The following is a 24,580-nucleotide window of genomic DNA, read 5'->3' as shown; positions in this document are numbered from 1 at the left end:
GCAGGTGCGCGCCGCCGGCCTCCGGAGCGGAATCAGGACGGATCGCCAGGGCCCCCGTGGCCCTCGACGTTGGCCACCATCCTGCGCAGCACCTTGAGCGCGGCCACGTACTCCTCGTCGCCGATGCCCTGGTGGACCACGGCGCGCACCTCGGTCGCCAGCTCACGGAGCCGTACTCTGGCGGCCTCCCCGGCGCCGGTGAGGTGCAGACGCTGTTCGCCGTCGATCCGGAGCCACGCGCGGTGGAGCAGCTGGTCGACGACCCTGCCGATCTCGTGGGGCCCGTCGGCGAGGTGCGTCAGCTGTGCGACGACCTCCTCGCGGCTCGGCGCCACGGGTCCGCCGTTCACGCGGTTGAGCACCCAGTACTGCGGCTGCGTCACGTCGATCCTGGCCATGGCGTCCCGCAGATGCCGGGTGACGGCCGTCTGGGTCAGGCCGCACCAGTAGCCCACCGGCTGGGAGGCCAGCATGTCATCGGTGGCGGCCGGGTTCGCCGGCGCCTGGTCGGTGGTGGATCCAGTCGATAATTCCATGATCGCGAGGCTACCTTCCGCCGGTGCGCAGCATCACCGGGGTGCGGTGTTCACCGCGACCCGCCCGCACTCGCGATGCGTGTCCTGGCCTTCAGCCAGGGCGTGGCGACCCTGTCCAACGGCCTTCCACGACGGCGAGTCCGTGCGGCGGGAGGTCGACCCACTCCACGCCTGACGCGGCGAGCGCCCCGTGCACGGCCCGACACCGCGCCCCACGCGCTGAGCCCGACCCCCGCCGAAGTGGGGGAACGGGTGGCGGCGGATCCGTTCGTCGCCCACGAGGCGGTCTCGGCCGAGATCACCGAGATCGCGCCGAACACCACCGATCTCCTGTCCCCCGGAGGCGACACCGGCAGGCCGGAACGGTGCGGAGGCGGGCCTCCAGGGATCGACATCCCGCCTCCGCGCCGTCGACGGCCCTGCACGGGCGGTCAGTCGCGGTACGACCGCACCTGCCAGACCCTGGCGCTGTCCAGGCGGGCGGAGCCGCCTTCGGCGAAGAGCCGGACGCCGTCGCTGTCCGGATCGGGGAAGATCTGGTCCGTGATCACGGCCTCGCCTTCGCCGCCGAACACCTCGACCGAGGACCAGTCGACCAGGATCCGGAGCTCGACCTTGCCGTTCCTGGCCGCCAGCGGTGCGCGCTGCACGCCGGGGAAGTCGCTGTGGAAGTCCACCGCGCCCGAACGCGTCCGGTCGACGTACAGCTCCCCGGTCTCCCTGTCGTAGCCGATGACGGTCTCCTGGCCCCCGCCCGTGCGGACCTTGAACCCGAAACGCTCGGCGTCACCGAGGCTGAACGTGGCCCGGATGTCGAGGGCCTTGCCGTCGGCCCGGCCCGCGGCCAGCGGCACGGAACCGTCCGCGACCCTGATGTCGCGCACGCCGACCGAGGGGCCGTGGAGCGACTCCACGCCGGAGACGGGCCGCTGGGTGAGCCGGAGCCGGCCGTTCACGGTGCGCAGCGCCATCTCGCGCGGAACGCTCTGCGCGCTGCGCCAGGGGGAGGTCGGAACGCCGTTTCCGTACTGCCAGTTGTTCATCCAACCGATCATGCGGCGCCTGCCGTCCGGGCTGCCCTCCCAGGAGACGGCCGCGTAGTAGTCCTTGCCGTGGTCGACCCAGTCGGCCCGCTGAAGGGTCGAGACGGCGGGCTGGTCGGCGACGACGAAGTGGTCGGCCATGACATGACCCCAGCCGGCTGTGTTCATGTCGACGATCTGGAGGGTGGCCTGCCTGCCCCGGTAGGCGCGGAGGTCGAAGGACGCCCAGTCCAGGCTGCCGCTGTCCGCGCCGGTCGCACTCCGGACGACCTCGCCGTCGACGAGGAGATCGACCGTCGTCTCGGTCGAGCGGGGGCGCGCCGGAGTGTCCGACAGCATGACCTGGTCGAGCAGGATGTGCCCCCAGCCGCCGGTGTTCTCGTCGACGACCTCGATGCGGGCGGTCCGGCCGGCGAGGTCGCCGAGGTCCCAGGAGACCCAGTTGAGCGACTCCGAGTCGGTGCCGGTGGCGCTGCGCACCGTCCTGCCGTCGACGACGAGCCGGACGGCGGTGGGCGCGTCGGATCCGGAGGGGTGATTGCCGCCGCCGATGAGGAGGTTGAGATGCTTCGCGGTGAGGGTGAACTCGGGTGAGGTGAGGGTGCCCGTGGTCGCGTCGCCGCCCAGGAACGTGTTCACGAGCCCGCCGCCCTCGTGTCCGGACACCTCGTGCTGCCCGGGCAGGGTGCCGGCTGCGGGGCCGTCGCCGAAGGCGGTGCCCGTGGTCGTCCAGGAGCCGTACGTGTCCTGCTCGAAGTCGGCGAGGACCTCTCCCGCGGGGGCGGGGGAGTCGCCCCTCACCGATCCGGGGACGTGCGGGTGACGGCCGCCGGCCACCTTGAAGTTGAGGTAGGGGCCGGTCACGGTGAAGGGCGGAGAGGTGAGGGTGCCGGTCTCGACGTCGCCGCTGTGGAAACTGTCGACGAGTCCCTGGCCCTCGAAGCCGCTCGTGCCCGACGTCCCGGGGGCGGGGGCGGGGACCGGCCCGTCGCCGAAGGCCGTGCCGGTCGTCTGCCAGGTGCCGTAGTCGGCGGCCTCGAAGTCCTGAATCACCACTCCGGGCGGCGGCGTGTAGGAGCCGTCGCGGTCGGGCGTGAACCGTTCGCCGTCGAAGTCGCCCACGAAGTACTGGGCGGCCGAACCACCGGCGATGCCACCGGGGTTGATGTTGACGACGAGCACCCACTTGACGCGCTTGGGGTCGCCGTCGACGGGGAGCGGGAACAGGTCCGGGCACTCCCAGACGCCGCCCACCGCGTTCCGCGGGCCGAAGTCGCTCAGATGCGTCCAGCTCTTCAGGTCCTTGGAGGAGTAGAACCTGACCTTGTGCTCGGTGGACAGCGACACCGTCATCAGCCAGCTCTTGGTGGGCGCGTACCACTGGACCTTGGGGTCGCGGAACTCCTTCGACCCGATGTCGAGCACCGGGTTGCCGGAGTACTTGGTCCAGGTGCGGCCGCGGTCGGTGCTGTACGCCAGGGACTGGGCCTGCTTGCCGTCGTCCTTGTGGTGGCTGGTGTAGACGGCCACCATTGCGGGGTTCTCCTCGGTCCCGAACCCCGTGGTGTTGTCGTGGTCGACGACGGCGCTGCCGGAGAAGACCATCTCCTCGTCGTCGTGCGAGAGGGCGAGGGGCAGCTCCTGCCAGTGCACCAGGTCCTTGCTGACGGCGTGGCCCCAGGACATGTCGCCCCAGGTGTTGCCGTCGGGGTTGTACTGGTAGAAGAGGTGGTACTCGCCCTGGAACCAGACCAGACCGTTGGGGTCGTTCATCCAGTTCTTCGCGGGGCTGAAGTGGAACTGCGGGCGGTACGGCTCCGTGTACGGCCGGCTGTCCTCCGCCGCCGCCTGCGGGGCGACGGCGGTGACGGCGAGTGCGCAGGTCGCGGCGGCCGCGGCGACGAGGCGCAGCGGGGCACGACGGCGTGCGGGGACTCGGCTCATGGTTTCTCCTGCACTGTGGGCGGCGGCGTCGTGCCCGCGTCCGCCGCGGTGGTGCGACGCCGGGGGATTCGCAGTGCCGGGCGGTGGGGGCGACCCGGGAAGCGAATGTCATCGATGACATGTGACAGCGATGACATCCGCTGGGGAGTGATGATGTGCGGGCTGCGGGCGGCGCGTCAATGGCTTGGCCCGAGTTCGTCCCGGCCGCCGGTCCGGCCGGCCGTTCAGCCGGCGGCGCGTCCGATCGCGGGTGCCGCCGGCCGCAACTGGCCGGCCCACGGCGGGTTCGGCCCGATGACGCCGCAGGTCAGCGCCGCCACCCGGGAGGCGAAGGCGCAGGCGTCGAAGACGTCGTCGGCCCGCAGGTCCGTCAGCCGTCCACCGAGGTGACCCCTGGCGCCGAGGTGGTGCAGGAGCCCCGCCGTGAAGGAGTCGCCCGCGCCGACGGTGTCGACCACGTCGGTCGGGGGCGCCGGCACGGCGACCCGCTCGCCGTCCAGCGAGGCGACCGCGCCGCGCTCCCCGCGGGTGATCACGACGAGCGGGGCGCCCGCCGCGTGCCAGGCGTCGCAGGCTCGCTCGATCGTGTACCCGGGAAGCAGCAGTTCCAGGTCGTCCTCGCTCAGCCGGAGGACGTCCGCGAGGGCGCACCAGCGCGGCAGGCGTTCGCGGTAGACCTCGGGCCCCACGAGCAGCGGTCGGACGTTCGGATCGATGGAGATCGTGGCCGTGGTGGAGGCGCGGGCGAGGAACTCCTCCACGGCCGTGCCGCCGGGCTCGCGCACCAGGGCCAGGGAGCCCGAGTGCAGGCAGGCCGTGGAGGCGAGGTCCGTCGCGGCGAGTTCGTCCGCCGTCCACTGCCAGTCCGCGGTGCCCTGGGCGTGGAAGGAGTACGTGGCCTGGCCCTGGGCGTCGAGTTCGGCGACGGCCAGGGTGCTGGGCTCGGGCGCGTGGACGGCGGACGTGAGATCGACGCCCGACGCCTCGAGGTGATCGCGGAACAGGCGGCCGAAGGCGTCGCCGGACAGCCGCGCCAGGAAGCGGGCGGGAGTGCCCAGGCGGGCGAGCGCCACCGCCGTGTTCGCCGGACCGCCGCCCGGCAGGACCCGCAGGGCGAGCTCGCCCGGCGTGGAGGCGGGGACGGTGAAGGCGTCCGCGACGCATTCTCCGAGGACGGTGACCAGAGGCAGGCGCATGACTCGTTCTCTCCAGGTGGGCAGCGCGAGAAGGCTGCGGTGCGGGGGGCCTTGAGGAAACTCACGGAGAGCGCTGCTCTCGATGTGAGGCGGTGCGGGCGACGGCGTTGCCGATTTGTGACGGCGACAAGGCATTGACGTTTCCGGGTGACGGAGTTCATCATCCTCCGCAAGCAGTGTCAACGATGACATCTGTCAACGATGACATCACCTCCCATGTGTTCGACCACAGCAGTCCCCTTGCGCCGCGGCTCTTCGAACCGCGCGGCCGTTCCGCCCTCGTCCAGCAGGAGATCAGTCATGCTTCGCAGAAACCGCGTCCTCCGCGCCTCCACCGGGTTCACCGCTCTCGCCGCCGTCTCGGCGCTGGCCCTGACGGCTTGCGGCTCCGGTGCGCAGGGCGGGACCGGAGGCGGTGGGACCAAGGTCGGGCTGATCACCAAGACGGACACGAACCCGTTCTTCGTGAAGATGAAGGAGGGCGCCGAGCGGGCCGCGAAGGACAACGGCGTCGAACTCGTCAGCGCGGCGGGCAAGTTCGACGGCGACAACGCGGGTCAGGTCACCGCGATCGAGAACATGGTCAACTCCGGGGTGAAGGGCATCCTCATCACGCCCAACGACTCCAAGGCGATCGTCCCCGCCCTCGAGAAGGCGCGTGCCAAGGGCATCCTGGTCATCGCGCTCGACAGTCCGACCGATCCGCAGGACGCCACCGACGCCCTCTTCGCCACCGACAACGTCAAGGCGGGCGAGCTGATCGGCCGGTACGCCAAGGCCGCCATGGCCGGCAAGGAGGCGAAGATCGCCACCTTGGACCTCGCGCCCGGCGTCGCGGTGGGTGTGCAGCGCCACCAGGGCTTCCTCAAGGGCTTCGGCGTCGCGGAGGGCGCCCCGTCGGTCGTGTGCATGCAGGACACCGGCGGCGACCAGGCCAAGGGGCAGACGGCGATGGAGAACTGCCTCCAGAAGTCACCGGACATCAACGTCGTCTACACGATCAACGAGCCGGCCGCGCTGGGCGCCTACACCGCGCTGAAGGCGAAGGGCCTGGAGAAGAAGGTGCTGGTCGTCTCCGTCGACGGCGGCTGCACCGGCACGAAGGCCGTCAAGGAGGGCAAGATCGCGGCGACCTCGCAGCAGTACCCGCTCGAGATGGCGTCGCAGGGCGTCAAGGCGGTTGCCGACTTCGCCAAGGGCGGCAAGAAGACCTCCGGCTACACCGACACCGGCGTCACGCTCATCACCGACGCGGCCGAGCCGGGTGTCGACGCCGAGGACACCGCGTACGGCCTGGAGAAGTGCTGGGGCTGACCCCCGGCGTCAGGGCACGCCGCGGAAGCCTCTCCCGTCCGGTCGCTCCGAGGCCGGACGGACCCGCGGCCCCACGCCCCGCACCCGACCTCCCCTCCCCGGGGCCGGTCCGTCCGTGCCCTTCGGGGAGCACCCTCGCGGCACGCCCGCGGCGGACAGCCCTCCGGCACGCGGCCCCTGACGAACCCCGCTCCGCCGACCACCCATCCACCGGCAAGGACCACCATGACTGCCACACCCCTGCCCTACGACCAGCTGAAAGGACCGACCGCGGTCCGCCGGCTGCTCGCCACACCGACCACGGGCCCACTCCTCGCCCTGCTGGCGGCCTGTGCCTTCTTCTCCCTGACGACCGAGCAGTTCCTCTCCGGCGGCAACTTCTCGCTGATCGTCCAGCAGGTCATGGTCGTGGGCACACTGGCCATCGGTCAGACCTTGATCATCCTCACCGCCGGCATCGACCTCTCGTGTGGCGCCGTCATGGCGTTCGGCAGCATCGTCATCGCCAAGACGGCTGCCGAGGGCGGCCTGCCACCCCTCGCCGCGATCACCCTCGGACTGGTCGTCTGCGCGGGCTTCGGCCTGGTCAACGGCCTGCTGGTGCAGATGATCCCGCTCCCGCCCTTCATCGTCACCCTCGGCATGCTGAACGTGGCGTTCGCCCTCACCCACGTCTACTCGGCCGAGCAGACGATCACCGACCTCCCGACGCCGCTGACCGCCCTCGGCGAGACGTTCCCGCTCGGCAACACCGACATCACCTACGGCTCGCTCGTGACGATCGCCCTGTTCCTGCTCTTCGCCTACGCGCTGAGCGGCACGTCCTGGGGCCGGCACGTGTACGCGCTCGGCAACAGCTCCGAGGCCGCCCGCCTCAACGGCATCCGCACCTCCCGGCTGACGATCGGCCTCTACGCCCTGGCCGGAGTCGTCTACGGGATCGCCGCGCTGCTCCTGATCTCCCGCACCGGCGTCGGCGACCCGCAGGCCGGACAGACCGACAACCTGGACAGCATCACCGCCGTCGTCCTCGGCGGCACCAGCCTCTTCGGCGGACGCGGCTCCGTCCTCGGCACCTTCATCGGCGTCCTCATCGTCGGTGTGTTCCGCAACGGCCTCCAGCTGATGGGCGTCGCCTCCGTCTACCAGACCCTGATCACCGGCGTACTGGTGATCCTGGCCGTGACCGTCGACCAGATCTCCCGGAGGAAGGCACGATGAGCACTGCCGACGTCACGCCCGTGCTGCAGGCCCGCGGCCTGGTCAAGCGGTACGGCCATGTCACCGCCATCGACGGCGCCGATTTCGACCTGCTGCCCGGCGAGGTCCTCGCCGTCATCGGCGACAACGGCGCCGGCAAGACGAGCCTGATCAAAGCCCTCACCGGCGCGCTCACCCCCGACGAGGGCGAGATCCGGCTGAACGGCGAACCCGTCAGGTTCACCGGGCCCCAGAGCGCCCGGCAGCACGGCATCGAGACCGTCTACCAGGACCTGGCCGTCGCCGCCTCCATGGACATCGCCTCCAACATGTTCCTCGGGCGCGAACTGCGCCGGCCGGGCTTCCTCGGCAGCGCGCTGCGCATGCTCGACAAGAAGCGCATGCGCCAGGAGGCGGCCGCCCACATGGCCGACCTCAAGATCGGACTGCGGTCGCTGACCCAGCCGGTGGAGACGCTCTCCGGCGGTCAGCGCCAGGCCGTGGCGGTCGCGCGTTCCGTCGCCTGGGCCAAGAGCGTCGTCGTGATGGACGAGCCCACCGCCGCGCTGGGCGTCAAGGAGTCGGGGCAGGTCCTCGACCTGATCCGCCGAGTCCGCGACAAGGGCATGCCCGTGGTCCTGATCAGCCACAACATGCCGCACGTCTTCGAGATCGCCGACCGCATCCACATCCACCGGCTCGGCCGCCGCGAGGCGCTGATCAAGCCGTCCGACCATTCCATGGCGGAGGTCGTCGCCATCATGACGGGGGCGCTCAGGGTGAGCGACGATGGAGGTACCGTCGTTGCCGACGCGGATGCCGCCCAGGCGGCAGGCGTGTCCGCCCACTGAGTCGCCGCCGGGGCAACGCGCGCCGACCACAGGGGCGCCGCACAGTCAGGACAGCGGGCCCGGCCCCGGGCAGGGGCCGGGCCCGACGAACGCACAGGAACGGTGGAACATGGCCGCGAACCGCCGCCCCACCCTGGCCGATGTCGCCAGAGAAGTGGGCGTCAGCGCCAAGACGGTGTCCCGGGTGCTCAACGAGGACGGGCCGAGTTCCCCGCAGACCCGCGAACGCGTGCACGCCGCGGTCGCCAAGCTCGGCTTCCAGCCGAACCTGATGGCCCGCAACATCCGCGTCGGAGGCCCCGACACCACCGTCGGCCTGGTCGTGCCCGACCTCGGCAACCCCTTCTTCGGAACCGTCGCCGGCGGCATAGAGGACCTCGTGCGCAGCCGGGGGCTCACCCTGCTCATGGGCTCGTCGGACGAAGACCCGGAGCGGGAAAGGGCGTTGATCCAGACCTTCCTCGCCCGGCGCGTCAGCATGCTGATGGTCGTCCCCGCGTTCGGAGCCGATCACGGCCATCTCAAGGCGGCGCGCGCGGCCGGTCTGCCGGTGGTGTTCCTCGACCGGCCGGGCGTCGGGCTGTCCGCCGACTGCGTGGTCAGCTCCAACCGGGCCGGCGTCCACGCGGGCGTCTCCCACCTCATCGCCCGCGGCCACCGCCGGATCGGCTTCGTCGGAGACCTTCCCGCCAAGCTCTACACCCGGCGCGAGCGGCTCGCCGGCTACCGCGAGGCGCTCGCCGAGGCCGACCTGCCCTACGACCGGACCCTGGTGACCGGCGCCCACAGCCAGGACGGAGCCGCCGCCGAGACCACCGCCCTCCTCGACCTGCCGCATCCCCCCACCGCCCTGTTCGCGGCGAACAACATGACGGCCCTCGGAGTCATCGCCCAGCTCACCCGCGCGGGACGCAAGGACGTCGCGCTGGTGACCTTCGACGACCTGCCGCTCGCCGAAGTCCTCGAACCGGCCCTGACCGTCGTGGCCCAGGACCCCGCGGCCATAGGCGAGGCGGCGGCCAGGACCGCCCTCGCCCGCCTGGACGGCGACCGCTCCCGCGCCCGGACCGTCATGGTCCCCACCCGTCTGGTGGTCCGCGGCTCCAGCGAACTGCCGCCGCGCCCCGCCGGGCAGGCACCGGCCGGACGGGATCTTCGCCCGGCGCGCCGATGAGCCGGGTGCGCACACGGTCGGACCGCCGGACCTCGGACACCGCCGCGGCGAGGTCGTCCGGGCGGCGCGGGCGAGGCCGCCGACGTCATCCGCGACCTCGCCACCGAGTGGACGGCCCCGCCCCGCTCACCTCCCCGACTGGAGGGCGCCCCAGGTGCCGGCGCCGACGATGCCGTCGACCGTCAGGGCGCGTGAGGACTGGTAGTCGCGCACGGCCTGGTCGGTCCCCGGGCCGAAGGCGCCGTCGACGGCCACCGTCCGGCCGAGCGCGGCGGTCAGGGCGCGCTGGAGTCGGGTGACGGCTTCTCCCGTCGAGCCGTTCTGGACGGTGGGGGTGGATCCGCGGGACAGCAGGGCGGTCCAGGTCTTCGGCCCGATCGCTCCGTCGGCGGTGAGTCCCGTGCCGGTCTGGAAGTCCTCGGTGGCGGTGGTCGTGGAGGCGCCGAAGATCCCGTCCGGGGCGCCCGGGTCGTATCCGGCGGCCTTGAGCAGGCACTGGGCCGCCTTGACCCGGTCACCGGTCGAGCCGCTCTGGACGGTGGGGTACGCGGTGAAGTCGAGGTTCGTCCCTGTGCAGGTGGGCGCGGGCGGTGTGCCGGTGCCCACGTCCAGGTAGTCGCGGTCGATGTTGATCGAGTAGCCGCCGTAGGACTCGGTGACCTCGCCCGCGTACTGGTGGACGCGCTGGTGGCCGGCCCAGTAGGCGGACGGAACGTAGGAACCGGTGTTGGTGTCGGCGGCGCCGTTCCACCAGGCGTAGAAGATGTCGTCGACCCGCGTGTAGGCGCTGTTGCCGTACTCGCTGGCGGCGTCCTTGATGCCGGAGGACGCGCTGGAGTAGAAGCCCGACAGATAGCCGCCGCTGTGCAGCCGCTCGGTCCAGCCGGACAGGTACGACAGGACGGACGCCTTGCAGGAGGCCGTGGAGGCGTACCCCTCGATGTCGCTGTAGACGGCGCTGCCCGCCGGGATGCCGAGGTTCGCCGCGGCGGTGAGGGCGGCCGCCGCCGCGGCGACGCCCTGGGACTTGGCCGTGGCGGGGTCGGTGGACATCTTCAGCGAGAAGCTGGTGCACGGGGCCTGGCGGCCGACGTCGATGGGGATCAGCCGCCATCCGTTGCCGGTCTGAGCGGTCACCCAGCTCGCGGTCAGGTTCGGCTGCGCGCAGCCGCGGAAGGAGCCGCTGATGTAGACGCCGACCGCACTGTACGGCGAGCCGGCCTGCCAGGCGTTCATGGCGGCCTGGGACGGCGCGGCGCAGGTGTCGAAGCCCTTGCCCAGGTAGCTGCCGGGTTGCGGCCCGGCCGCGGTCAGGGGAGTGGCGTCGGGCCGCTGGGCGGTGCGGGGCAGCTCGGTGCGCCTGGCACCCGGGGTGAGCTCCGCCGAGGCCAGGACGCCCCGCACCAGGTGCTCGGTCGCCGGGGTGTGGGCGGCGGTGACGAGCACACCGGCGTCCTCGACCGCGATCTGGATGGTGTCGTTGCTGGACACGGCGGTCGGGGCGGTGGCCCTGCCGCGCGGGGTCCTCGCGGTCGCCGCCGTCGCCTGCCCGGCGGAACGGGCGGTGAGGGGCTCCACGACGATGCCCGCCGTACGGCCCACGAGGTGTGCGGGGCAGTCGCTCTGCTCGGCGGGCTCGCCCAGGTAGACGGCGGGCCGGTCGAATCGGATACAGGCCCGCGGACTCTCGGCCAGATCGACGACCTGCCAGTCGGCGGGGACCTCGATGCGGTAGCCGTGGTAGCTGACGGCCTGTCGGCCGGCCCCGGGCGGGGAGGCGGCCGAGGCGGATCCGGGCACGGCGAGCGCGCCGGATCCGGCGAGCACCGCCAGCGCGGCCGTTCCGGCACGGACGCGCCAGGGGATGCGGGAGGACATCAGGGCACTCCTACTCGATGCGGGGAGGGGGAGAGAGGGGTGGGGCGGGTCTGCTCGGGGCAGGGATGAGCGGTGCCCGTCCGCGGGGCCTGAGCCTTGCCGGCCGTGCGCCCCGCGGGCGGTGCGAGCTCTCCCCGGGGCCGGAGCCGGTCAGGGGAGGGCCCGGCGTCCGTGTCGTGCGTGCGGGTCAGACGCCGCAGTCGGGCGCGGACCAGGAGCGGCTGGTGCGTCCGTCCACGTGGGTGTGGTCGTTGTGGTCGGGGTAGCCGGGGCCGAAGATTCCGCCGAAACCGTGGTGGCGGGCCCGCTGCGCCAGCGTGCACAGCGACGGGCTGCCGGTCAGGTCGGCGGCGTCACCGTACAGGTGCCGGCTGTTCGAGGCGCCGCCCACCGCGCTGTTGCAGGCGTGCGAGCGGAATCCGCTGGTCACGGTCAGCGGCACGTCACCCAGGGCGTGGCGCATGGCCTCCAGCTTCCACATCGTCCGTAGGGCGTTGGCCTTGGCCGTCGCGGCGCCGACCGCTCCACCGGACCAGTCGGAGTTGCACTTGTTCAGCTCGGCGTAGGTGAAGTGGACAGGGGTGCAGTCCGGGTCCTGCAGGGCGTAGATCCTGCTGAACGTCTGGGGACCGGCGACGCCGTCCGCGGGCAGCCCGTACGCCTGCTGAAAGCGGGTCACCGCGGCCTTGGTGGCCGGGCCGAAGGAGCCGTCGGCGGCGATGACCTCGCCGTACGCGGCATGTCCGGCCACGCGGATCTGCAGCTGCGTCACGTCGGAGCCCGACATGCCCTCGGACAGGGTGCGGCCCCAGGTGTAGCACTCGTCGGCCTGGGCGGAACCGGCCGTGGACAGCATCCCACCCAGCATTGCCACCATGACCATGACAATCGAGAGGGTGAGTTGGATCGTGCGCCGAAGCATCGCGTCTCCGTCCTGAGTTCCTGAGTTCCGATTCCCCGCCGAGGGGCTGAGGCGAGTGTGAGGCCTGTGAGCGCTGCGTGTCCACAACGTCACCGTCCGCCACAGGACCAGACCTTCGGAACCACCCGTCCGCACGCAGCCGGTCATGGTGACGCCGGTCGCGCACCGGGCCGGACGTGCGCCGTTCCGCGGAATCGGACGCGCGCTCGGCCCGGTGTGTCACATCGGGTCCGGTGCTACATCTGCTTCAGCTCGGCGTACACCGCCTCCGCGATGGCCGCCGTCGCGTGCTCCGCGAACAGGATCGTGTAGTGGTTGGTGTCGTCGACCCGGCGGGTGGTGATCCGGTCAGGGGAGAGGTCGCCCGCGGCCAGACGCCCCTCGTCGTAGAGCCCCTGAGGCTCGTTCATCACTCCTCGCTCCGCCCAGAGCATGGTGCCGCGCACCTCCGGCCGGTGGATGGCGGCCAGCGTCTCGGGGTCGCCGATGGGGCCCGCGCCGTCGGCACGGATCGCGTCCAGCACGCAGCTGCTGCGTATCTCGGGCGGCTCGCCGGCCACGTCGCGGTCCACGTACGCCTCGACGTGCGGGCCCCAGTGGGCCGTGAAGGCCGGGTGCTCACGGAAGAGCGCGCGGTACGCCTCCCCGTCCGGGAAGGTCGTCCTGAGCCGGCGCATCGCCGGGCCGATGACCGACTCGATCACCTCGTCGAGGTTCGCGCCGCCCGGAATCGGGAATCCGAGGCCACCGTCGACGAGGACCACGCGCGGGAAGCGCTCCGGGTGCCGCGCGGCGGCCACCGCGGTGGTGAAGCCCCCCAGGGAGTGGCCGAGGAGCAGTGCCTGACGCAGGCCCAGGTGATCGAGGAGGGCGAGGACGTCCTCGGCGTGGGCCTGGATGCCGTAGGGAGCCGGCAGACCGGCGCTGTGGGCCCGGCCGCGCAGGTCCGGGGCGTACAGGTCGATGTCGCCGAGCCGCTCGGCGACGGCACCGAAGATCAGGCTGTTGCCCGTGATGCCGTGCACGGCGACGACCGCGGGCCCGTCGCCCGGCCAGCGGGTCACGGCGAGGTCGCCTCCTCGTACGGGGACGGCGAGTTCCTCCGGAGTGCGCGTGGTCATGCGGACCTCTCCCATCTGTTCGGTCTCCTCCTGGCCGGCGCGGCGAGACCGCCCGCGGCCCTGGAGACGGTCGGCACGAAGCGTGTCCCGAGACCGGGCACGGGTTCAAGGCCTGGGCCCCGGGCCGGCAGCCACCGGCCGCGGCCGGTGAGGACCGCACCGCCGATGGCCGGCCCTCCCCGGCGGGTGCCTCCGCCGACGAGCACGGCAAGGCCGCCGGCCGGGACCGGGCGGAAGCATCCCCCCGGCCCCGGCCGGCCGCGGATCAGACGCAGGCGTTCCCGTTGAGAGTGAAGCCCGCGGGGGAGGGGTTCGAGCCTGTGTGGGTGCCCTGCACACCGAAGTTCACGCTCGTACCGGGGGCGATCGCCCGGTTCCAGCCGGCGTCGCGGGCGCTGACGGCGGTGCCGCTCTGGGTGACGGTGGCGTTCCAGGCGCTCGTGACGCGCTGGCCGCCCGGGTACGCCCAGGCCAGCTGCCAGCCGTCCACGGCCGTCGGACCGGTGTTCTTGACGGTGACGGTCGCGGTGAAGCCGGTGTTCCAGACGTTGTTCACCGCGTACGTCACCGTGCAGGCGGCGGTGGGCGGTTCGCCGCCGGTGGAGGTCCGCTCGGCGGCGTAGGCGGCGAGCCAGGCCAGCGGGGCGTTCCAGTTGATCGCCACCTCGTTGGTGGAGTACGAGCCGATGTCGTCGATGTAGCAGGCGGCGGGCGCGCAGCCGGTCAGTTCCTCCTGCGCGACCGGGTCCTGGAGCGCGCTGTTGGGACCGCCCGCGAGCGACCCGGCCGGAGGGTGGGGCAGGGAGGCGTCCAACTGGTGGGCCCAGAAGCGGTGGTGCTGGTTCTGCGAGGACCTCTCGCCGTGGCCGGTCACGTACGACACGCCGAGGGCGTTGCGGCCGAGCAGGTAGTCCATGGTCTCCAGCGCGCCGGCTCGGTAGCGCCCGTCGCCCGTCAGCTCGCCGGCGACGGCCATGACGATCGCGTCGCCGGCGACTTCGCCGTTCGAGCCCCAGAAGTACCCGTCCGCCGGGACGGGCACGGCGAAGCCCTGGGCGGCCATCCTGGACAGGTGGCCGTCGGCGGCCGCCGTCACCGAGGCCCTGATCCGGGCCAGGTCGGACGCGGGCAGGCCGTTGGGGACGGTGGCCAGGACGAGCCGGCCGAGCGCGGCGGTGTCCGCCCAGCCGAAGCCGTACGGGCTGAACGCGTCGGCGGAGGTGTGCCAGGGCGAGGAGGTGGCCGCGTCCCGGTAGGCGCTCTCGCCGGTCGTCGCGTACAGCTCGGCGGCCGCCCAGTAGAACTCGTCGGTGACCCGCGTGTCGTCGTAGGCTCCGCCGCCCGTGCCGTCCGAGCCCGGCGCGTACAGGGCGGGGTCGGTCCGCGCGGCGGTCCAGGCCCGGCGGGCGGCCGACAGGCACCGGTCGGCGTACGCGGAGTCGTACGGACGGAAGACCCGGGCGCACTGCGCGGCGGCCGCCGCCAGGTTGAGGGTCGCCGCCGTGGACGGCCGGTGCAGTTCGCGGGGCTGCGGGTCCTGGTCGGGACGCAGCGGCATGCCGGTCCAGGCCGCGTCGTGGACCTTGTGGAAGGCCATGCCCGCGTACGGCCTCCCCTCGGGCACCTGCATGCGCATCAGGAAGTCGAGCTCCCACCGCGCCTCGTCGAGGACGTCGGGTATTCCGTTGCCGCGTTCGGGGACGCGCAGGGTCGAGTCGCCCAGCGCGGCCTCCCCGCCGGCCCGCTTGGCCCGCTCGAAGGAGTTGACGACCAGCCAGGCGGAGATGCCGCCGTTGACCACGTACTTGCCGTGGTCGCCCGCGTCGTACCAGCCGCCCCTGACGTCCTGCGTGTAGTCGCACACGGCGGCCTGGCACGGCACGGCCGTGTCGCCCTGGTTGGGCGCGGTGCCGAGGTGTCCGGCCGGGCGCGCGTAGGCGGAACCCACCAGGGAGGCGTCGATCGCGATGCCGCTGCGCTGGTGGTGGAAGAACGCCATCGAGTCGGAACGCAAGGTGTCGTAGAGGTCCGCGCGGATGTCGAAGGGTGCGCTGCTGCCGCCGTCCACGGACAGGACGTATCCCGAGCCCGTGTTCCGGTACGAGGAGAAGTCGGCCACCTGGACGGACTGCCCGGAGGGGGTGTCCGCGCCGTGCGGGACGGTCGATCCGGAGGCGACCAGGGCACCGGACGCGTTCCGCAGCTGCCAGGGGAGCGCCTGCGTCGCCGTGGTGACGACGGTGGCGCGCTTGGGCCCGTCGGGCAGGTAGCCGACCTGGTTGACGCGTACGGCCGTGGTCGCCGCGGTGGCGGCGGGGACGTCCGCGGCGGCCGGCGAGGACGCGAGGCCGCCCAGGAGGAGGGTGCCCGTCAGCAGGGCGGCGGAGAGGCGTGACGAACGCGAGGGTGGCATGTGCGGCTCCTGTGTGTCGTCGGGGGGAATCAGCAGGGCGAGTCGGTCCGCGTGAGCAGGCCCGTCCGTCGGGAAGCCGGAGGCGGTCCCCTCCGCCCGGCCGGGACACCGCCGGAGGACCGCGCCTTAATGAGGTGAGCATGTCAAGCAGACCCTCTCCCCCTCCTGGGTGGGAGCGCTCCCAAGCGAGGGGGCGTCGAACACCGGTCGAGGGAGGGGGATCTGAGCGCACATTAGTGAGGCCCGCCCCCCACCGTCAACGGGAGGGACGGGGGCGGCGCGAAGCCGGCCGCCCGGCCGGTCCCCGGGACGCGACGCTCGTGCGGGTAGCGTTCGGCGCAATGGTGCAGGCGGTCGACCGCCGCGACGGAAGGACCCGATTCTGAACCCCCAGCTCGCGGAGGCCCTGTCCGTGGCCCTGCTCGTCCTCGTGCTGGCCTGTGCGGTCATCCGCCCCTTCGGGTGGCCGGAGGCGGTCGTGGCCGTCCCGGCCGCGGCCCTGGTGATCGTCACCGGGGCCATCTCCCTCGACGACGCCCTGGCCGAGGCGGAACGGCTCGGGCCGGTGATCGGCTTCCTGGCGGCCGTACTGGTGCTGGCCCAGCTCTGCGACGACGAGGGGCTGTTCCAGGCCTGCGGGGCGTGGATGGCGCGCACGGCGGCGGGCCGGCCGCGCCGGCTGCTCGCCCAGGTGTTCCTGGCGGCATCGGCGATCACCGCCGTCCTCAGCCTGGACGCCACGGTCGTGCTCCTGACCCCGGTGGTCTTCGCCACCGCGGCCCGCATCGGCGCCCGCCCGAAGCCGCATGTGTACGCCTGCACCCACCTGTCGAACACGGCCTCCCTGCTGCTTCCCGTCTCCAACCTCACCAACCTCCTGGCCTTCGCGGCCAGCGGGCTCACCTTCACCCGGTTCGCCGCCCTGATGGCCCTGCCGTGGGCAGCCGCGATCGCCGTCGAGTACCTGGTCTTCCGGCGCTTCTTCGCCACCGACCTGGACGCGGGAGCACAGGCCCCCGCCGCCGTCGAACCGCCGCCGCTGCCGCTGTTCGCCCTGGTGACCGTGGGATGCACGCTCGCGGGCTTCGTACTGACCTCGGTGGTCGGCGTCGACCCGGCGTGGGCCGCCCTGGGAGGGGCGCTCGCCCTCGCCGTACGGGCCCTCGTCCGTCGCCGCACCACTCCCCGCGCGCTGGTCCGCGCCGCCTCCGTGCCCTTCCTCGCCTTCGTCCTGGCCCTCGGGGTCGTGGTCCTGGCAGTGGTGGACAACGGTCTCGACGAGGCCCTGGGACACCTGATCCCCGACGGCACCGGCCTGCCGGAACTTCTCGCCCTCGCCGGACTGGCCGCCGTCCTCGCGAACGTCATCAACAACCTGCCCGCGGTCCTGGTCCTCCTGCCGCTGACCGCCCCGTCGGGGCCCGGTGCCGTCCTCGCCGTCCTGCTCGGGGTGAACATCGGCCCCAACCTCACCTACGCCGGCTCGCTGGCCACCCTGCTGTGGCGGCGCATCGTCCACGCCCACGACGGCGAGGTGGAGCTGAAGGAGTTCACCCGGCTCGGCGTGTACGCGGTGCCCACGAGCCTGGTCGCCGCCGTACTGTCACTGTGGCTCTCGCTGACCGTCATCGGAGGAGGCTGACCCATGGCCGTGGTCGTCTGGATCGTCGAGGGCACCTGGCGCGCCTGCGTGGACGCCGCCCGCGCGCACACCCCGGCGGACGCCGACGTCGTCCTCCTGCACGTCACCCCCGCCGACGTCCCGGGCGCCGCACACGGCGCCTTCGCCGGGCTCCTCGGCCGCGGCCACCCCGCGGGGCACCGCCCGGCCGAAGGCTGGGGGAGGGACCCCGGCACGCGACTGGAACACCTCGCCGCCGCCTCCGCGCGGCAGCTGCTCCAGGACGCCGCCGACCGCCTCGACCGCCCCTGCACGCGTACCGAACGCACCGGCCGCGTCGAACGCGAGGTCGTCGCCGCGGCCGAGGGCGGCGACCTGCTGATCCTGGCCAGGGACGGCGACCGCACCCACCTCGGACCGCACAGCCTCGGCCCCGCCGCACGCTTCGTCGTGGACCACGCCCCCTGTCCGGTGCTGCTCGTGTGGCCCGAACCGCCGCCGGGGCTGCCCACCATGCCGCCCCCTCCTCCGCCCCGCACCGGCTGACGGGCGACGAACCGCCGGCCACCGGCGTGGCCGGCCGCGCGACCCGATCCCGTGCGCATCCGGCCCACGGGCGAGAGGCTTCCCGTGGCCGACGCGGACGGGGGACGCTCGCCGCGGCCCGGTGTCGAGGACGTCGACAGGGACCGGAACGCCCGGGTGGACGGGCCGAGGGCACCGGATCCGATGAGGCCGCCCGTGAACCGGGCAGCGGGCACGCCTCGCGGACAACGGCGGCCGCGCCCCCTCCCGCCGCGGTGACGGTGCCGGCCCTCCGGCGGGGGCGCGTGAGCGCGACGCAAGTCGACGCCTCCTCCGGCTCGCGTGCACGGAAGGACAGCTACGGGTGTTAACGCTCACAACTTTTAGGTCGATCCTCGACGTCAGGGCGCATCGGGACTGTGGGTGAGGCAGGGATGCCTCGATCCGGGCGGGCCGTTCGGAGGGTCGAGGAGCCCCCGGCCACTGGGCACCCTCCTGGCTTCCCGGGTCTTCCCGTGCTCCACCGGCCGATTCGCTCCCGTGCGTCAAGAACGGGTAACAGCCGTACGAGCCCTTGAGTTACAAGTCTGTTAGCGCTCACAATGTGTCGCGTTCGCCGGCTCACCGAGCGTCGGGGCCGCGCTTCGTCCTGCCCCGCCCGGCTCAACCACCCCTGCGCAGCCACGCCTTCACGGGGCCCGTCTCCTTCGGGGCTCCGCCTGGTACGACGCACGTCCCGAGAGGAACCACGACATGGCCCACAGAGCCCTCCGCGTCATCGCCGCCGCCGCCCTGGCCGGCGGTGTGCTGACCGCCTGCACCACCGAGCCCGCGACCACCGGCACCACCGGCGGCACCGGCAAGGGCTCCTCCGACGGCAAGCTGGTGCTCGGGTTCGCCCAGGTAGGAGCCGAGAGCGGCTGGCGCACCGCCAACACCAAGTCCGTACGCGAGGCGGCCGAGAAGGCCGGCATCACGCTGAAGTTCTCCGACGCGCAGCAGAAGCAGGAGAACCAGATCAAGGCGATCCGCACCTTCATCCAGCAGAAGGTGGACGTGATCGCCTTCTCGCCGGTGGTGGAGTCCGGCTGGGACACCGTCCTGAAGGAGGCCAGGAACGCCGGCATCCCGGTGATCCTCACCGACCGCGCCGTCGACTCGCAGGACACCTCCCTCTACCGGACCTTCCTCGGCTCCGACTTCGTCAAGGAGGGGCAGGAGGCCGGCAAGTGGCTCGTGAAGGAGTACGAGGGAACCTCCGACCCGGTCAACGTCGTCGAGCTCCAGGGCACGACCGGCTCCGCCCCCGCCAACGACCGCAAGGCGGGCTTCGCCGAGGCGATCAAGGGCGACCCCAAGTTCAAGGTCGTCGCCTCCCAGACCGGGGACTTCACCCGCGCCAAGGGCAAGGAGGTCATGCAGGCCTTCCTCAAGTCCCACGAGGACATCGACGTCCTGTACGCCCACAACGACGACATGGCCCTGGGCGCCATCCAGGCCATCGAGGAGGCGGGCAGGAAGCCGGGCACCGACATCAAGGTGATCTCCGTCGACGGCATCAAGGACGCCTTCGTCGCCATGCAGGAGAAGAAGATCAACGTGGTGGTCGAGTGCAACCCGCTCCTCGGCGACCAGCTGATGGAACTCGCCAAGAAGGTCGCGGCCGGCGAGGACGTGCCGCGACGGGTCGAGACCGAGGAGGGCGTCTTCACGCAGGACCAGGCCGCCGCCGCCCTGCCCGGCCGCCAGTACTGACCCACCGCCCGCACGCACCGGGGGCGGCCCTCGCGCCGCCCCCGGACCCCTCAGGAGAGGAGGGCGGATGGCAGCCCCACCCACCCCCCGCACACCCACCCGCACCGACCGGCCGGTCCTGGAGGCCCGCGGCATCCGCAAGGCGTTCCCCGGCGTCCTCGCCCTCGACGGCGTGGACCTGCGCCTCTTCCCGGGCGAGGTCCACGCGCTCATGGGCGAGAACGGCGCCGGCAAGTCCACCCTCATCAAGGTGCTCACCGGGGTCCATCCGCCCGACGCGGGAACCGTCACCATCGACGGGGACCAGCGGCGGTTCTCCGAACCCCTGGAGGCCCAGCACGCCGGAATCAGCACGGTCTACCAGGAGGTGAACCTGTGCCCCAACCTCTCCGTCGCCGAGAACATCCTCATCGGCCGTGAACCCCGGCGCCTGGGACTCGTCCACTGGAAGGCCCTCCACGCGCGCGCCGAGCGGCTCATCACCGAGCTCGAACTCGACCTCGACGTCCGCGCGCCGCTGAGCGCGCACTCGATCGCCGTGCAGCAGCTCGTCGCGATCGTGCGCGCCGTGGACGTCCAGGCGAAGGTCCTCGTCCTCGACGAGCCCACCTCCAGCCTCGACCGCGACGAGGTCGCCCAGCTCTTCACGCTCGTACGCCGGCTCCGCGACCGGGGCGTCGCGATCCTCTTCGTGACCCACTTCCTCGACCAGGTCTTCGACCTGTGCGACCGGGTCACCGTCCTGCGCAACGGCCGCCTCGAAGGCGAGTACCGGATCGACGAGCTGACCCCCGTCACCCTCGTCCACCGCATGGTCGGCGGCGAACTCCGCACCCTGGACGAGCTCGCCGAGACCTCCCAGACCGGCACCGCCACCACCGGCGACCGGACGGACGTCCCCTTCCTGAGCGCCGCCGGACTCGGCAGGGCCGGGTCAGTCCAGCCGTACGACCTCGACATCCACCGCGGCGAGGTCATCGGCCTCGCCGGACTCCTCGGCTCGGGACGCACGGAGGCGGCCCGGCTCCTCTTCGGCGCCGACCACGCCGACGAGGGAGAGCTGCGGATCCACGGCGAACCCACCGCGCTGCGCTCCCCGCGCACCGCCATCGCCCGCAAGATCGCCTTCTGTTCGGAGAACCGCAAGGCCGAGGGCCTCATCGGCGAACTCACCGTCCGCGAGAACATCGTGCTCGCCCTCCAGGCCGCGCGCGGCTGGACCAAACCCCTCTCCCGCGCCCGGCAGGACGAGATCGCCGCCCGGTGGATCGAGGTCCTCGACATCCGCCCGGCCGCCCCCGAGGCCCAGGTCCGCAACCTCAGCGGCGGCAACCAGCAGAAGGTGCTCCTCGCCCGGTGGCTGCTCACCGATCCCGAGCTGCTCATCCTGGACGAACCCACCCGGGGCATCGACATCGGCGCGAAGACGGAGATCCAGCGCCTGGTGACCCGGCTCGCCGCGGAGGGAACGGCGGTCCTCTACATCTCCGCCGAGCTGGAGGAAGTCCTGCGGCTGAGCCACCGGGTCGGCGTCCTGCGCGACCACCGCCTCGTCGCCACCCTCCCCAACGACACGACCCTGACGCCCGACCGCATCCTGGGCACCATCGCCACCGGAGCCACCTCATGACCCCACCTGACGACACCGGCGCCGGTACGCGTCCGGCCCGGGCCCCCGGCACCCGGCGGCTCACCGGACACCCTCTGTTCTGGCCCGCCGCCGTCCTCGCCGCCCTGCTGCTCGGAAACGTCGCGCTCACCCACGACTTCCTCGCCGTCCGCGTCCAGAACGGGCACCTGTACGGCAGCCTCGTCGACATCCTCCAGTTCGGCGCCCCGCTGATCCTCGTCTCGCTCGGCATGACGCTGGTCATCGCGACCCGGGGCATCGACCTCTCGGTCGGCTCGACGGTCGCCATCGCCGGAGCCCTCGCGTGCGAGCACATCGCCTCGGCGGCCGATCCCGGCAGCCTCTCCACCGTGTTCACCGCGATCGTGATCGCGCTCGGCGTCGCCGCTGCGATCGGCCTGCTCAACGGCTTCCTCGTCGCCCGTCTCGGCGTCCAGCCCATCGTCGCCACACTGGTGCTCATGGTCGCCGGGCGGGGGGTGGCCCAGCTCATCACCGACGGTCAGATCATCAGCGTGTCCAGCCCCGCCTACAAGATGATCGGCGGCGGCTACTGGCTCACCCTCCCCTTCGCCGTCCTGCTCGCCGCCACGCTCGTCGCCCTGACATCCCTCGTCACCCGGCGGACCGCCCTCGGCATGCTCATCGAATCGGTGGGCGGCAACCCGGTGGCGAGCCGTCTCGTCGGCATCCGGGCGTCCGGACTCCTCGTCACCGTGTACGTCGTCAGCGCCCTGTGCGCCGCGGTGGCCGGCCTGATGATCAGCTCCAACGTGTCCAGCGCCGACGGCAACAACGCGGGCCTCTGGATCGAACTCGACGCGATCCTCGCCGTCGTCGTCGGCGGCACCGCCCTCACCGGCGGCCGCTTCTCCCTCGGCGGCACGGTCCTCGGCGCCCTGATCATCCAGACCCTCTCGACCACGATCTACACCCTCGGCGTACCGCCGGAGACCACCCTCGTGTTCAAGGCGCTGGTCGTCATCGTCGTCTGTCTCGTCCAGTCGCCCGCGTTCCGCGCACGGCTCTCCCGCAAGCGCGGCAGGCGCGGACCGGTCGCACCGGTGCCGGCCCCCGCCGCCGACGTGACGGCCCGCCGGCAGGAGGTCCACCCGTGAGCACCACCCCCGGCTCCCTCACCAAGCCGCTCCAGCGGTTCTCGGCGCGGCACGCCACCCGCCTCCCGCTCATCGTGACGGCCACCCTGCTGGTCGCGATGTTCTCGGTCGGCTCCCTGAACTACGAAGGCTTCTTCTCCGCGCAGGTCCTGCTCAACGTCCTCATCGACAACGGCTTCCTGCTCGTCGTCGCCATCGGCATGACCTTCGTCATCCTCACCGGCGGCATCGACCTGTCCGTCGGCTCCATGGTGGCCCTCTCCACCATGCTGACGGCCTGGCTCGTCGAACAGAACGGCCTGCCGCTCGCCCTCGCGGTGCCCGTGGTCCTGCTCGTCGGGGCCGGCGGCGGAGCCCTCATGGGCTGGGTCATCCACGCCTTCGAGATCCAGCCGTTCATCGTCACCCTCGCGGGCATGTTCCTCGCCCGCGGCCTCTGCTACATGATCAGCACCGAGTCCATCTCCCTCACGGACCCGACGACCACGCGGATCGCGCAGACCCGGGTGCTCCTGCCCGGCGGCCTGTTCGTCTCGCCCGCCGTGGTCATCGCCCTGGTGGTCCTGGCCGTCGCCTTCGTCGTCCTGCACCACACCCGCTTCGGCCGCACCGTCTACGCCCTGGGCGGCAACGAGTCCTCGGCCCGCCTCATGGGCCTGCCCGTGGGACGCACCAAGATCGCGGTCTACGCCGTGAGCGGTCTGTGCTCCGCCCTCGGCGGCCTGCTGCTCACCTTCTACATGCTGTCCGGCTACGCCCTGCACGCCGTCGGCATGGAACTCGACGCCATCGCCGCCGCCGTCATCGGCGGGACGCTGCTCACGGGAGGCTCCGGCTTCGTCCTGGGAACCGCGCTGGGCGTGACCGTCCTCGGCCTGATCCAGACCATCATCAGCTTCCAGGGCACGCTCAGCTCCTGGTGGACGCGCATCGTCATCGGCGGCCTGCTGTTCGTCTTCATCCTCCTCCAGCGCCTCTTCGGCGGAGCCCGTACGGCGGAATGACCCGCCCCGGCCACCTGACGACCGCGCCCGGAACGGGGGCAGGGACTCCCTGCCCCCGTTCCGGGCCGCACCCCACTCCGGACAAGGAACTCCCATGAACCCGTCGACGCCCGCCTCCGCAGCGCCCGCCTTCACCGGAGGACCGCCGGTCCGCGAACTCTGCCCGGACGCGGGGGAGCGCTGGACCTTCGGCTTCCCCGGCGGACTCACGGCGGAGGTGCACACCCGCGGCGCCCGCCTCCACGCACTGTGGGTGCCCGACCGCCACGGCACCCCGGCCGACGTCGTCCTCTCTCCCCGCGACCCGGCCCTCACCGCCACCGCCGCCCGGTACTTCGGCTCCACCATCGGCCGCTACGCCAACCGCATCGCGCACGGCCGCTTCTCCCTGGGGACGGAGACGTACCAGCTGACCACGCAGGAGGGCGGCCACAGCCTGCACGGCGGTACGGACGGCTTCGACACCCGGCTCTGGGAAGCCGAGAGCGTGCACACCCCCGAGTGGACCGGCGTGCTCCTGCACCTGCGCAGCCCCGACGGCGACCAGGGTTTCCCGGGCAACCTCGACGTCACCGTCAGCTGTCTCGTCGGCCGCGGGGACGAACTCGCCTTCTCGTACGCGGCGGTCACCGACGCTCCCACCCTGGTCAACCTCACCAACCACGCCTACTTCAACCTGGAGGGAGAGGGCTCCGGCGACATCCTCGGCCACGAACTGGCCGTCGACGCCTCCCACTACACCCCGGTCGACGCGGATCTCATCCCCGCCGGCGACCATCTCCCCGTCGCCGGAACCGCGTTCGACCTCCGTCGGCCGCTCGGGATCGCCGAGGCCCTCGCGCGGCCCGGCACGGACGGCGGGTACGACCACAACTTCGTCCTGAGCCCGCGCGCCGACGGCGCCCTCCGCCGCGCCGCCGTCCTCCATGCGCCGGCCACCGGCCGCCGCATGGAGGTGCTCACCACGGAGCCCGGCATCCAGGTCTACAGCGCGGGGCAGTTCGACGGCACGGTCCTCGGCAAGAGCGGTACGCCGTACCGCGCGGGCGCCGGGATCGCCCTGGAGACCCAGCACTTCCCCGACTCCCCGAACCGCCCCGACGACCCGTCGACGGTGCTGCTCCCCGGCGAGGAGTTCCGGTCGAGGACGGTCCTGCGGTTCCGTACCGGCGCCTGAACCCTCGACCCGTACACACGACGTGGCCGTGGCCCCCGGGGGGGGGGCCCCCGCGGGGCCGGCCCCCGGGGGGGGGGGGGGGGCGCCGCCCCCCGGGGGGGGGGGCCGCCCGGGAAACCGCCCCCCCCCCGCCCCCCCCCGCCCCTTTTGAGCAGCTG

The 24,580-nt window shown here is 72.4% G+C and carries 18 protein-coding genes; 11 read left to right on the top strand and 7 right to left on the bottom strand.

The genetic code is table 11. The annotated features are described in order from the left end of the window. Nucleotides 1–32: 32 nt before the first annotated feature. The 3 genes from ACFYUZ_RS20805 to ACFYUZ_RS20795 all read right to left on the bottom strand — a co-directional run bounded on the left by ACFYUZ_RS20805 (nt 33) and on the right by ACFYUZ_RS20795 (nt 4,719). Nucleotides 33–536, bottom strand: coding sequence for a MarR family winged helix-turn-helix transcriptional regulator (locus ACFYUZ_RS20805; protein WP_389311303.1), 504 nt, complete (start codon nt 534–536; stop codon nt 33–35). A 431-nt stretch (nt 537–967) separates the two neighbouring features. Further along, nucleotides 968–3,523, bottom strand: a complete 2,556-nt coding sequence (locus ACFYUZ_RS20800; RefSeq protein ID WP_389311301.1) for a GH32 C-terminal domain-containing protein — start codon at nt 3,521–3,523, stop codon at nt 968–970. Nucleotides 3,524–3,747: 224 nt separating this feature from the next. Further along, nucleotides 3,748–4,719 carry a carbohydrate kinase gene (locus tag ACFYUZ_RS20795; RefSeq protein WP_389311299.1) on the bottom strand — a complete coding sequence of 324 codons (972 nt, stop codon included), beginning with the start codon at nt 4,717–4,719 and terminating at the stop codon, nt 3,748–3,750. A gap of 300 nt (nt 4,720–5,019) precedes the next feature. Here ACFYUZ_RS20795 and ACFYUZ_RS20790 point away from each other — a divergent pair, with 300 nt between their 5' ends. The 4 genes from ACFYUZ_RS20790 (at nt 5,020) to ACFYUZ_RS20775 (ending at nt 9,258) form a co-directional block, all read left to right on the top strand. Beyond that, a complete protein-coding gene (locus ACFYUZ_RS20790) occupies nt 5,020–6,033 on the top strand; it encodes a sugar ABC transporter substrate-binding protein (RefSeq protein WP_389311297.1) in 1,014 nt (337 codons plus the stop codon). A 225-nt stretch (nt 6,034–6,258) separates the two neighbouring features. Then, nucleotides 6,259–7,254 (top strand): ABC transporter permease, encoded by a 996-nt coding sequence (locus tag ACFYUZ_RS20785; protein WP_389311295.1) that lies wholly within the window; start codon nt 6,259–6,261, stop codon nt 7,252–7,254. Beyond that, nucleotides 7,251–8,084: an ATP-binding cassette domain-containing protein gene (locus ACFYUZ_RS20780; protein ID WP_389311293.1), complete on the top strand. Its 834-nt coding sequence runs from the start codon at nt 7,251–7,253 to the stop codon at nt 8,082–8,084. The genes ACFYUZ_RS20785 and ACFYUZ_RS20780 overlap by 4 nt, the downstream gene beginning before the upstream one ends. Before the next feature lie 109 nt (nt 8,085–8,193). Further along, the gene (locus ACFYUZ_RS20775; RefSeq protein WP_389311291.1) at nt 8,194–9,258 is read left to right on the top strand and encodes a LacI family DNA-binding transcriptional regulator; all 1,065 of its coding nucleotides are present in this window, start codon (nt 8,194–8,196) and stop codon (nt 9,256–9,258) included. A gap of 126 nt (nt 9,259–9,384) precedes the next feature. On the opposite strand, the gene ACFYUZ_RS20770 is transcribed toward ACFYUZ_RS20775, so the two are convergent. The 4 genes from ACFYUZ_RS20770 to ACFYUZ_RS20755 form a co-directional block, all read right to left on the bottom strand. Beyond that, nucleotides 9,385–11,136, bottom strand: coding sequence for a glycoside hydrolase domain-containing protein (locus tag ACFYUZ_RS20770; protein ID WP_389311289.1), 1,752 nt, complete (start codon nt 11,134–11,136; stop codon nt 9,385–9,387). A 187-nt stretch (nt 11,137–11,323) separates the two neighbouring features. After that, entirely contained in the window at nt 11,324–12,058 is a 735-nt protein-coding gene (locus ACFYUZ_RS20765) for a D-Ala-D-Ala carboxypeptidase family metallohydrolase (protein WP_389311287.1), read from the bottom strand. 236 nt (nt 12,059–12,294) lie between these two features. After that, complete coding sequence (locus ACFYUZ_RS20760; protein ID WP_389311285.1) at nt 12,295–13,179, bottom strand: alpha/beta fold hydrolase; 885 nt, start codon at nt 13,177–13,179, stop codon at nt 12,295–12,297. 265 nt (nt 13,180–13,444) lie between these two features. After that, entirely contained in the window at nt 13,445–15,592 is a 2,148-nt protein-coding gene (locus ACFYUZ_RS20755) for a glycoside hydrolase family 9 protein (protein WP_389311283.1), read from the bottom strand. A gap of 382 nt (nt 15,593–15,974) precedes the next feature. On the opposite strand from ACFYUZ_RS20755, the gene ACFYUZ_RS20750 reads away from it, so the two are divergent. The 7 genes from ACFYUZ_RS20750 to ACFYUZ_RS20720 all read left to right on the top strand — a co-directional run bounded on the left by ACFYUZ_RS20750 (nt 15,975) and on the right by ACFYUZ_RS20720 (nt 24,422). Next, the gene (locus ACFYUZ_RS20750; RefSeq protein ID WP_389311658.1) at nt 15,975–17,234 is read left to right on the top strand and encodes an SLC13 family permease; all 1,260 of its coding nucleotides are present in this window, start codon (nt 15,975–15,977) and stop codon (nt 17,232–17,234) included. A 3-nt stretch (nt 17,235–17,237) separates the two neighbouring features. Next, complete coding sequence (locus ACFYUZ_RS20745) at nt 17,238–17,759, top strand: universal stress protein (RefSeq protein WP_389311281.1); 522 nt, start codon at nt 17,238–17,240, stop codon at nt 17,757–17,759. Between the two features lie 732 nt (nt 17,760–18,491). After that, nucleotides 18,492–19,493 (top strand): ABC transporter substrate-binding protein, encoded by a 1,002-nt coding sequence (locus tag ACFYUZ_RS20740; protein WP_389311279.1) that lies wholly within the window; start codon nt 18,492–18,494, stop codon nt 19,491–19,493. A 67-nt stretch (nt 19,494–19,560) separates the two neighbouring features. After that, nucleotides 19,561–21,123 carry a sugar ABC transporter ATP-binding protein gene (locus tag ACFYUZ_RS20735; protein ID WP_389311277.1) on the top strand — a complete coding sequence of 521 codons (1,563 nt, stop codon included), beginning with the start codon at nt 19,561–19,563 and terminating at the stop codon, nt 21,121–21,123. Further along, nucleotides 21,120–22,241 (top strand): ABC transporter permease, encoded by a 1,122-nt coding sequence (locus tag ACFYUZ_RS20730; protein ID WP_389311275.1) that lies wholly within the window; start codon nt 21,120–21,122, stop codon nt 22,239–22,241. Before ACFYUZ_RS20735 ends, ACFYUZ_RS20730 begins: the two co-directional genes overlap by 4 nt. Then, on the top strand, nt 22,238–23,245 hold the full coding sequence (gene yjfF / locus ACFYUZ_RS20725; RefSeq protein WP_389311273.1) for a galactofuranose ABC transporter, permease protein YjfF: 1,008 nt from the start codon (nt 22,238–22,240) through the stop codon (nt 23,243–23,245). Before ACFYUZ_RS20730 ends, yjfF begins: the two co-directional genes overlap by 4 nt. 94 nt (nt 23,246–23,339) lie before the next feature. Then, nucleotides 23,340–24,422, top strand: a complete 1,083-nt coding sequence (locus tag ACFYUZ_RS20720) for an aldose epimerase family protein (protein WP_389311271.1) — start codon at nt 23,340–23,342, stop codon at nt 24,420–24,422. The last annotated feature ends 158 nt before the right edge of the window (nt 24,423–24,580 follow it).

The sequence above is a fragment of the Streptomyces sp. NPDC004266 genome (assembly GCF_042874095.1).
GTDB lineage: Bacteria > Actinomycetota > Actinomycetes > Streptomycetales > Streptomycetaceae > Streptomyces.
Note: the sequence above shows the minus strand (reverse complement) of the source record. Positions and strands in the feature narration are given on the sequence as shown.

Excerpts from the sequence above, each read along its gene's own strand:
- ACFYUZ_RS20805 (WP_389311303.1), bottom strand. The coding sequence starts at position 536 with ATGGAATTATCGACTGGATCCACCACCGACCAGGCGCCGGCGAACCCG.
- ACFYUZ_RS20800 (WP_389311301.1), bottom strand. The coding sequence starts at position 3,523 with ATGAGCCGAGTCCCCGCACGCCGTCGTGCCCCGCTGCGCCTCGTCGCC.
- ACFYUZ_RS20795 (WP_389311299.1), bottom strand. The coding sequence starts at position 4,719 with ATGCGCCTGCCTCTGGTCACCGTCCTCGGAGAATGCGTCGCGGACGCC.
- ACFYUZ_RS20790 (WP_389311297.1), top strand. The coding sequence starts at position 5,020 with ATGCTTCGCAGAAACCGCGTCCTCCGCGCCTCCACCGGGTTCACCGCT.
- ACFYUZ_RS20785 (WP_389311295.1), top strand. The coding sequence starts at position 6,259 with ATGACTGCCACACCCCTGCCCTACGACCAGCTGAAAGGACCGACCGCG.
- ACFYUZ_RS20780 (WP_389311293.1), top strand. The coding sequence starts at position 7,251 with ATGAGCACTGCCGACGTCACGCCCGTGCTGCAGGCCCGCGGCCTGGTC.
- ACFYUZ_RS20775 (WP_389311291.1), top strand. The coding sequence starts at position 8,194 with ATGGCCGCGAACCGCCGCCCCACCCTGGCCGATGTCGCCAGAGAAGTG.
- ACFYUZ_RS20770 (WP_389311289.1), bottom strand. The coding sequence starts at position 11,136 with ATGTCCTCCCGCATCCCCTGGCGCGTCCGTGCCGGAACGGCCGCGCTG.
- ACFYUZ_RS20765 (WP_389311287.1), bottom strand. The coding sequence starts at position 12,058 with ATGCTTCGGCGCACGATCCAACTCACCCTCTCGATTGTCATGGTCATG.
- ACFYUZ_RS20760 (WP_389311285.1), bottom strand. The coding sequence starts at position 13,179 with ATGACCACGCGCACTCCGGAGGAACTCGCCGTCCCCGTACGAGGAGGC.
- ACFYUZ_RS20755 (WP_389311283.1), bottom strand. The coding sequence starts at position 15,592 with ATGCCACCCTCGCGTTCGTCACGCCTCTCCGCCGCCCTGCTGACGGGC.
- ACFYUZ_RS20745 (WP_389311281.1), top strand. The coding sequence starts at position 17,238 with ATGGCCGTGGTCGTCTGGATCGTCGAGGGCACCTGGCGCGCCTGCGTG.
- ACFYUZ_RS20740 (WP_389311279.1), top strand. The coding sequence starts at position 18,492 with ATGGCCCACAGAGCCCTCCGCGTCATCGCCGCCGCCGCCCTGGCCGGC.
- ACFYUZ_RS20735 (WP_389311277.1), top strand. The coding sequence starts at position 19,561 with ATGGCAGCCCCACCCACCCCCCGCACACCCACCCGCACCGACCGGCCG.
- ACFYUZ_RS20730 (WP_389311275.1), top strand. The coding sequence starts at position 21,120 with ATGACCCCACCTGACGACACCGGCGCCGGTACGCGTCCGGCCCGGGCC.
- ACFYUZ_RS20720 (WP_389311271.1), top strand. The coding sequence starts at position 23,340 with ATGAACCCGTCGACGCCCGCCTCCGCAGCGCCCGCCTTCACCGGAGGA.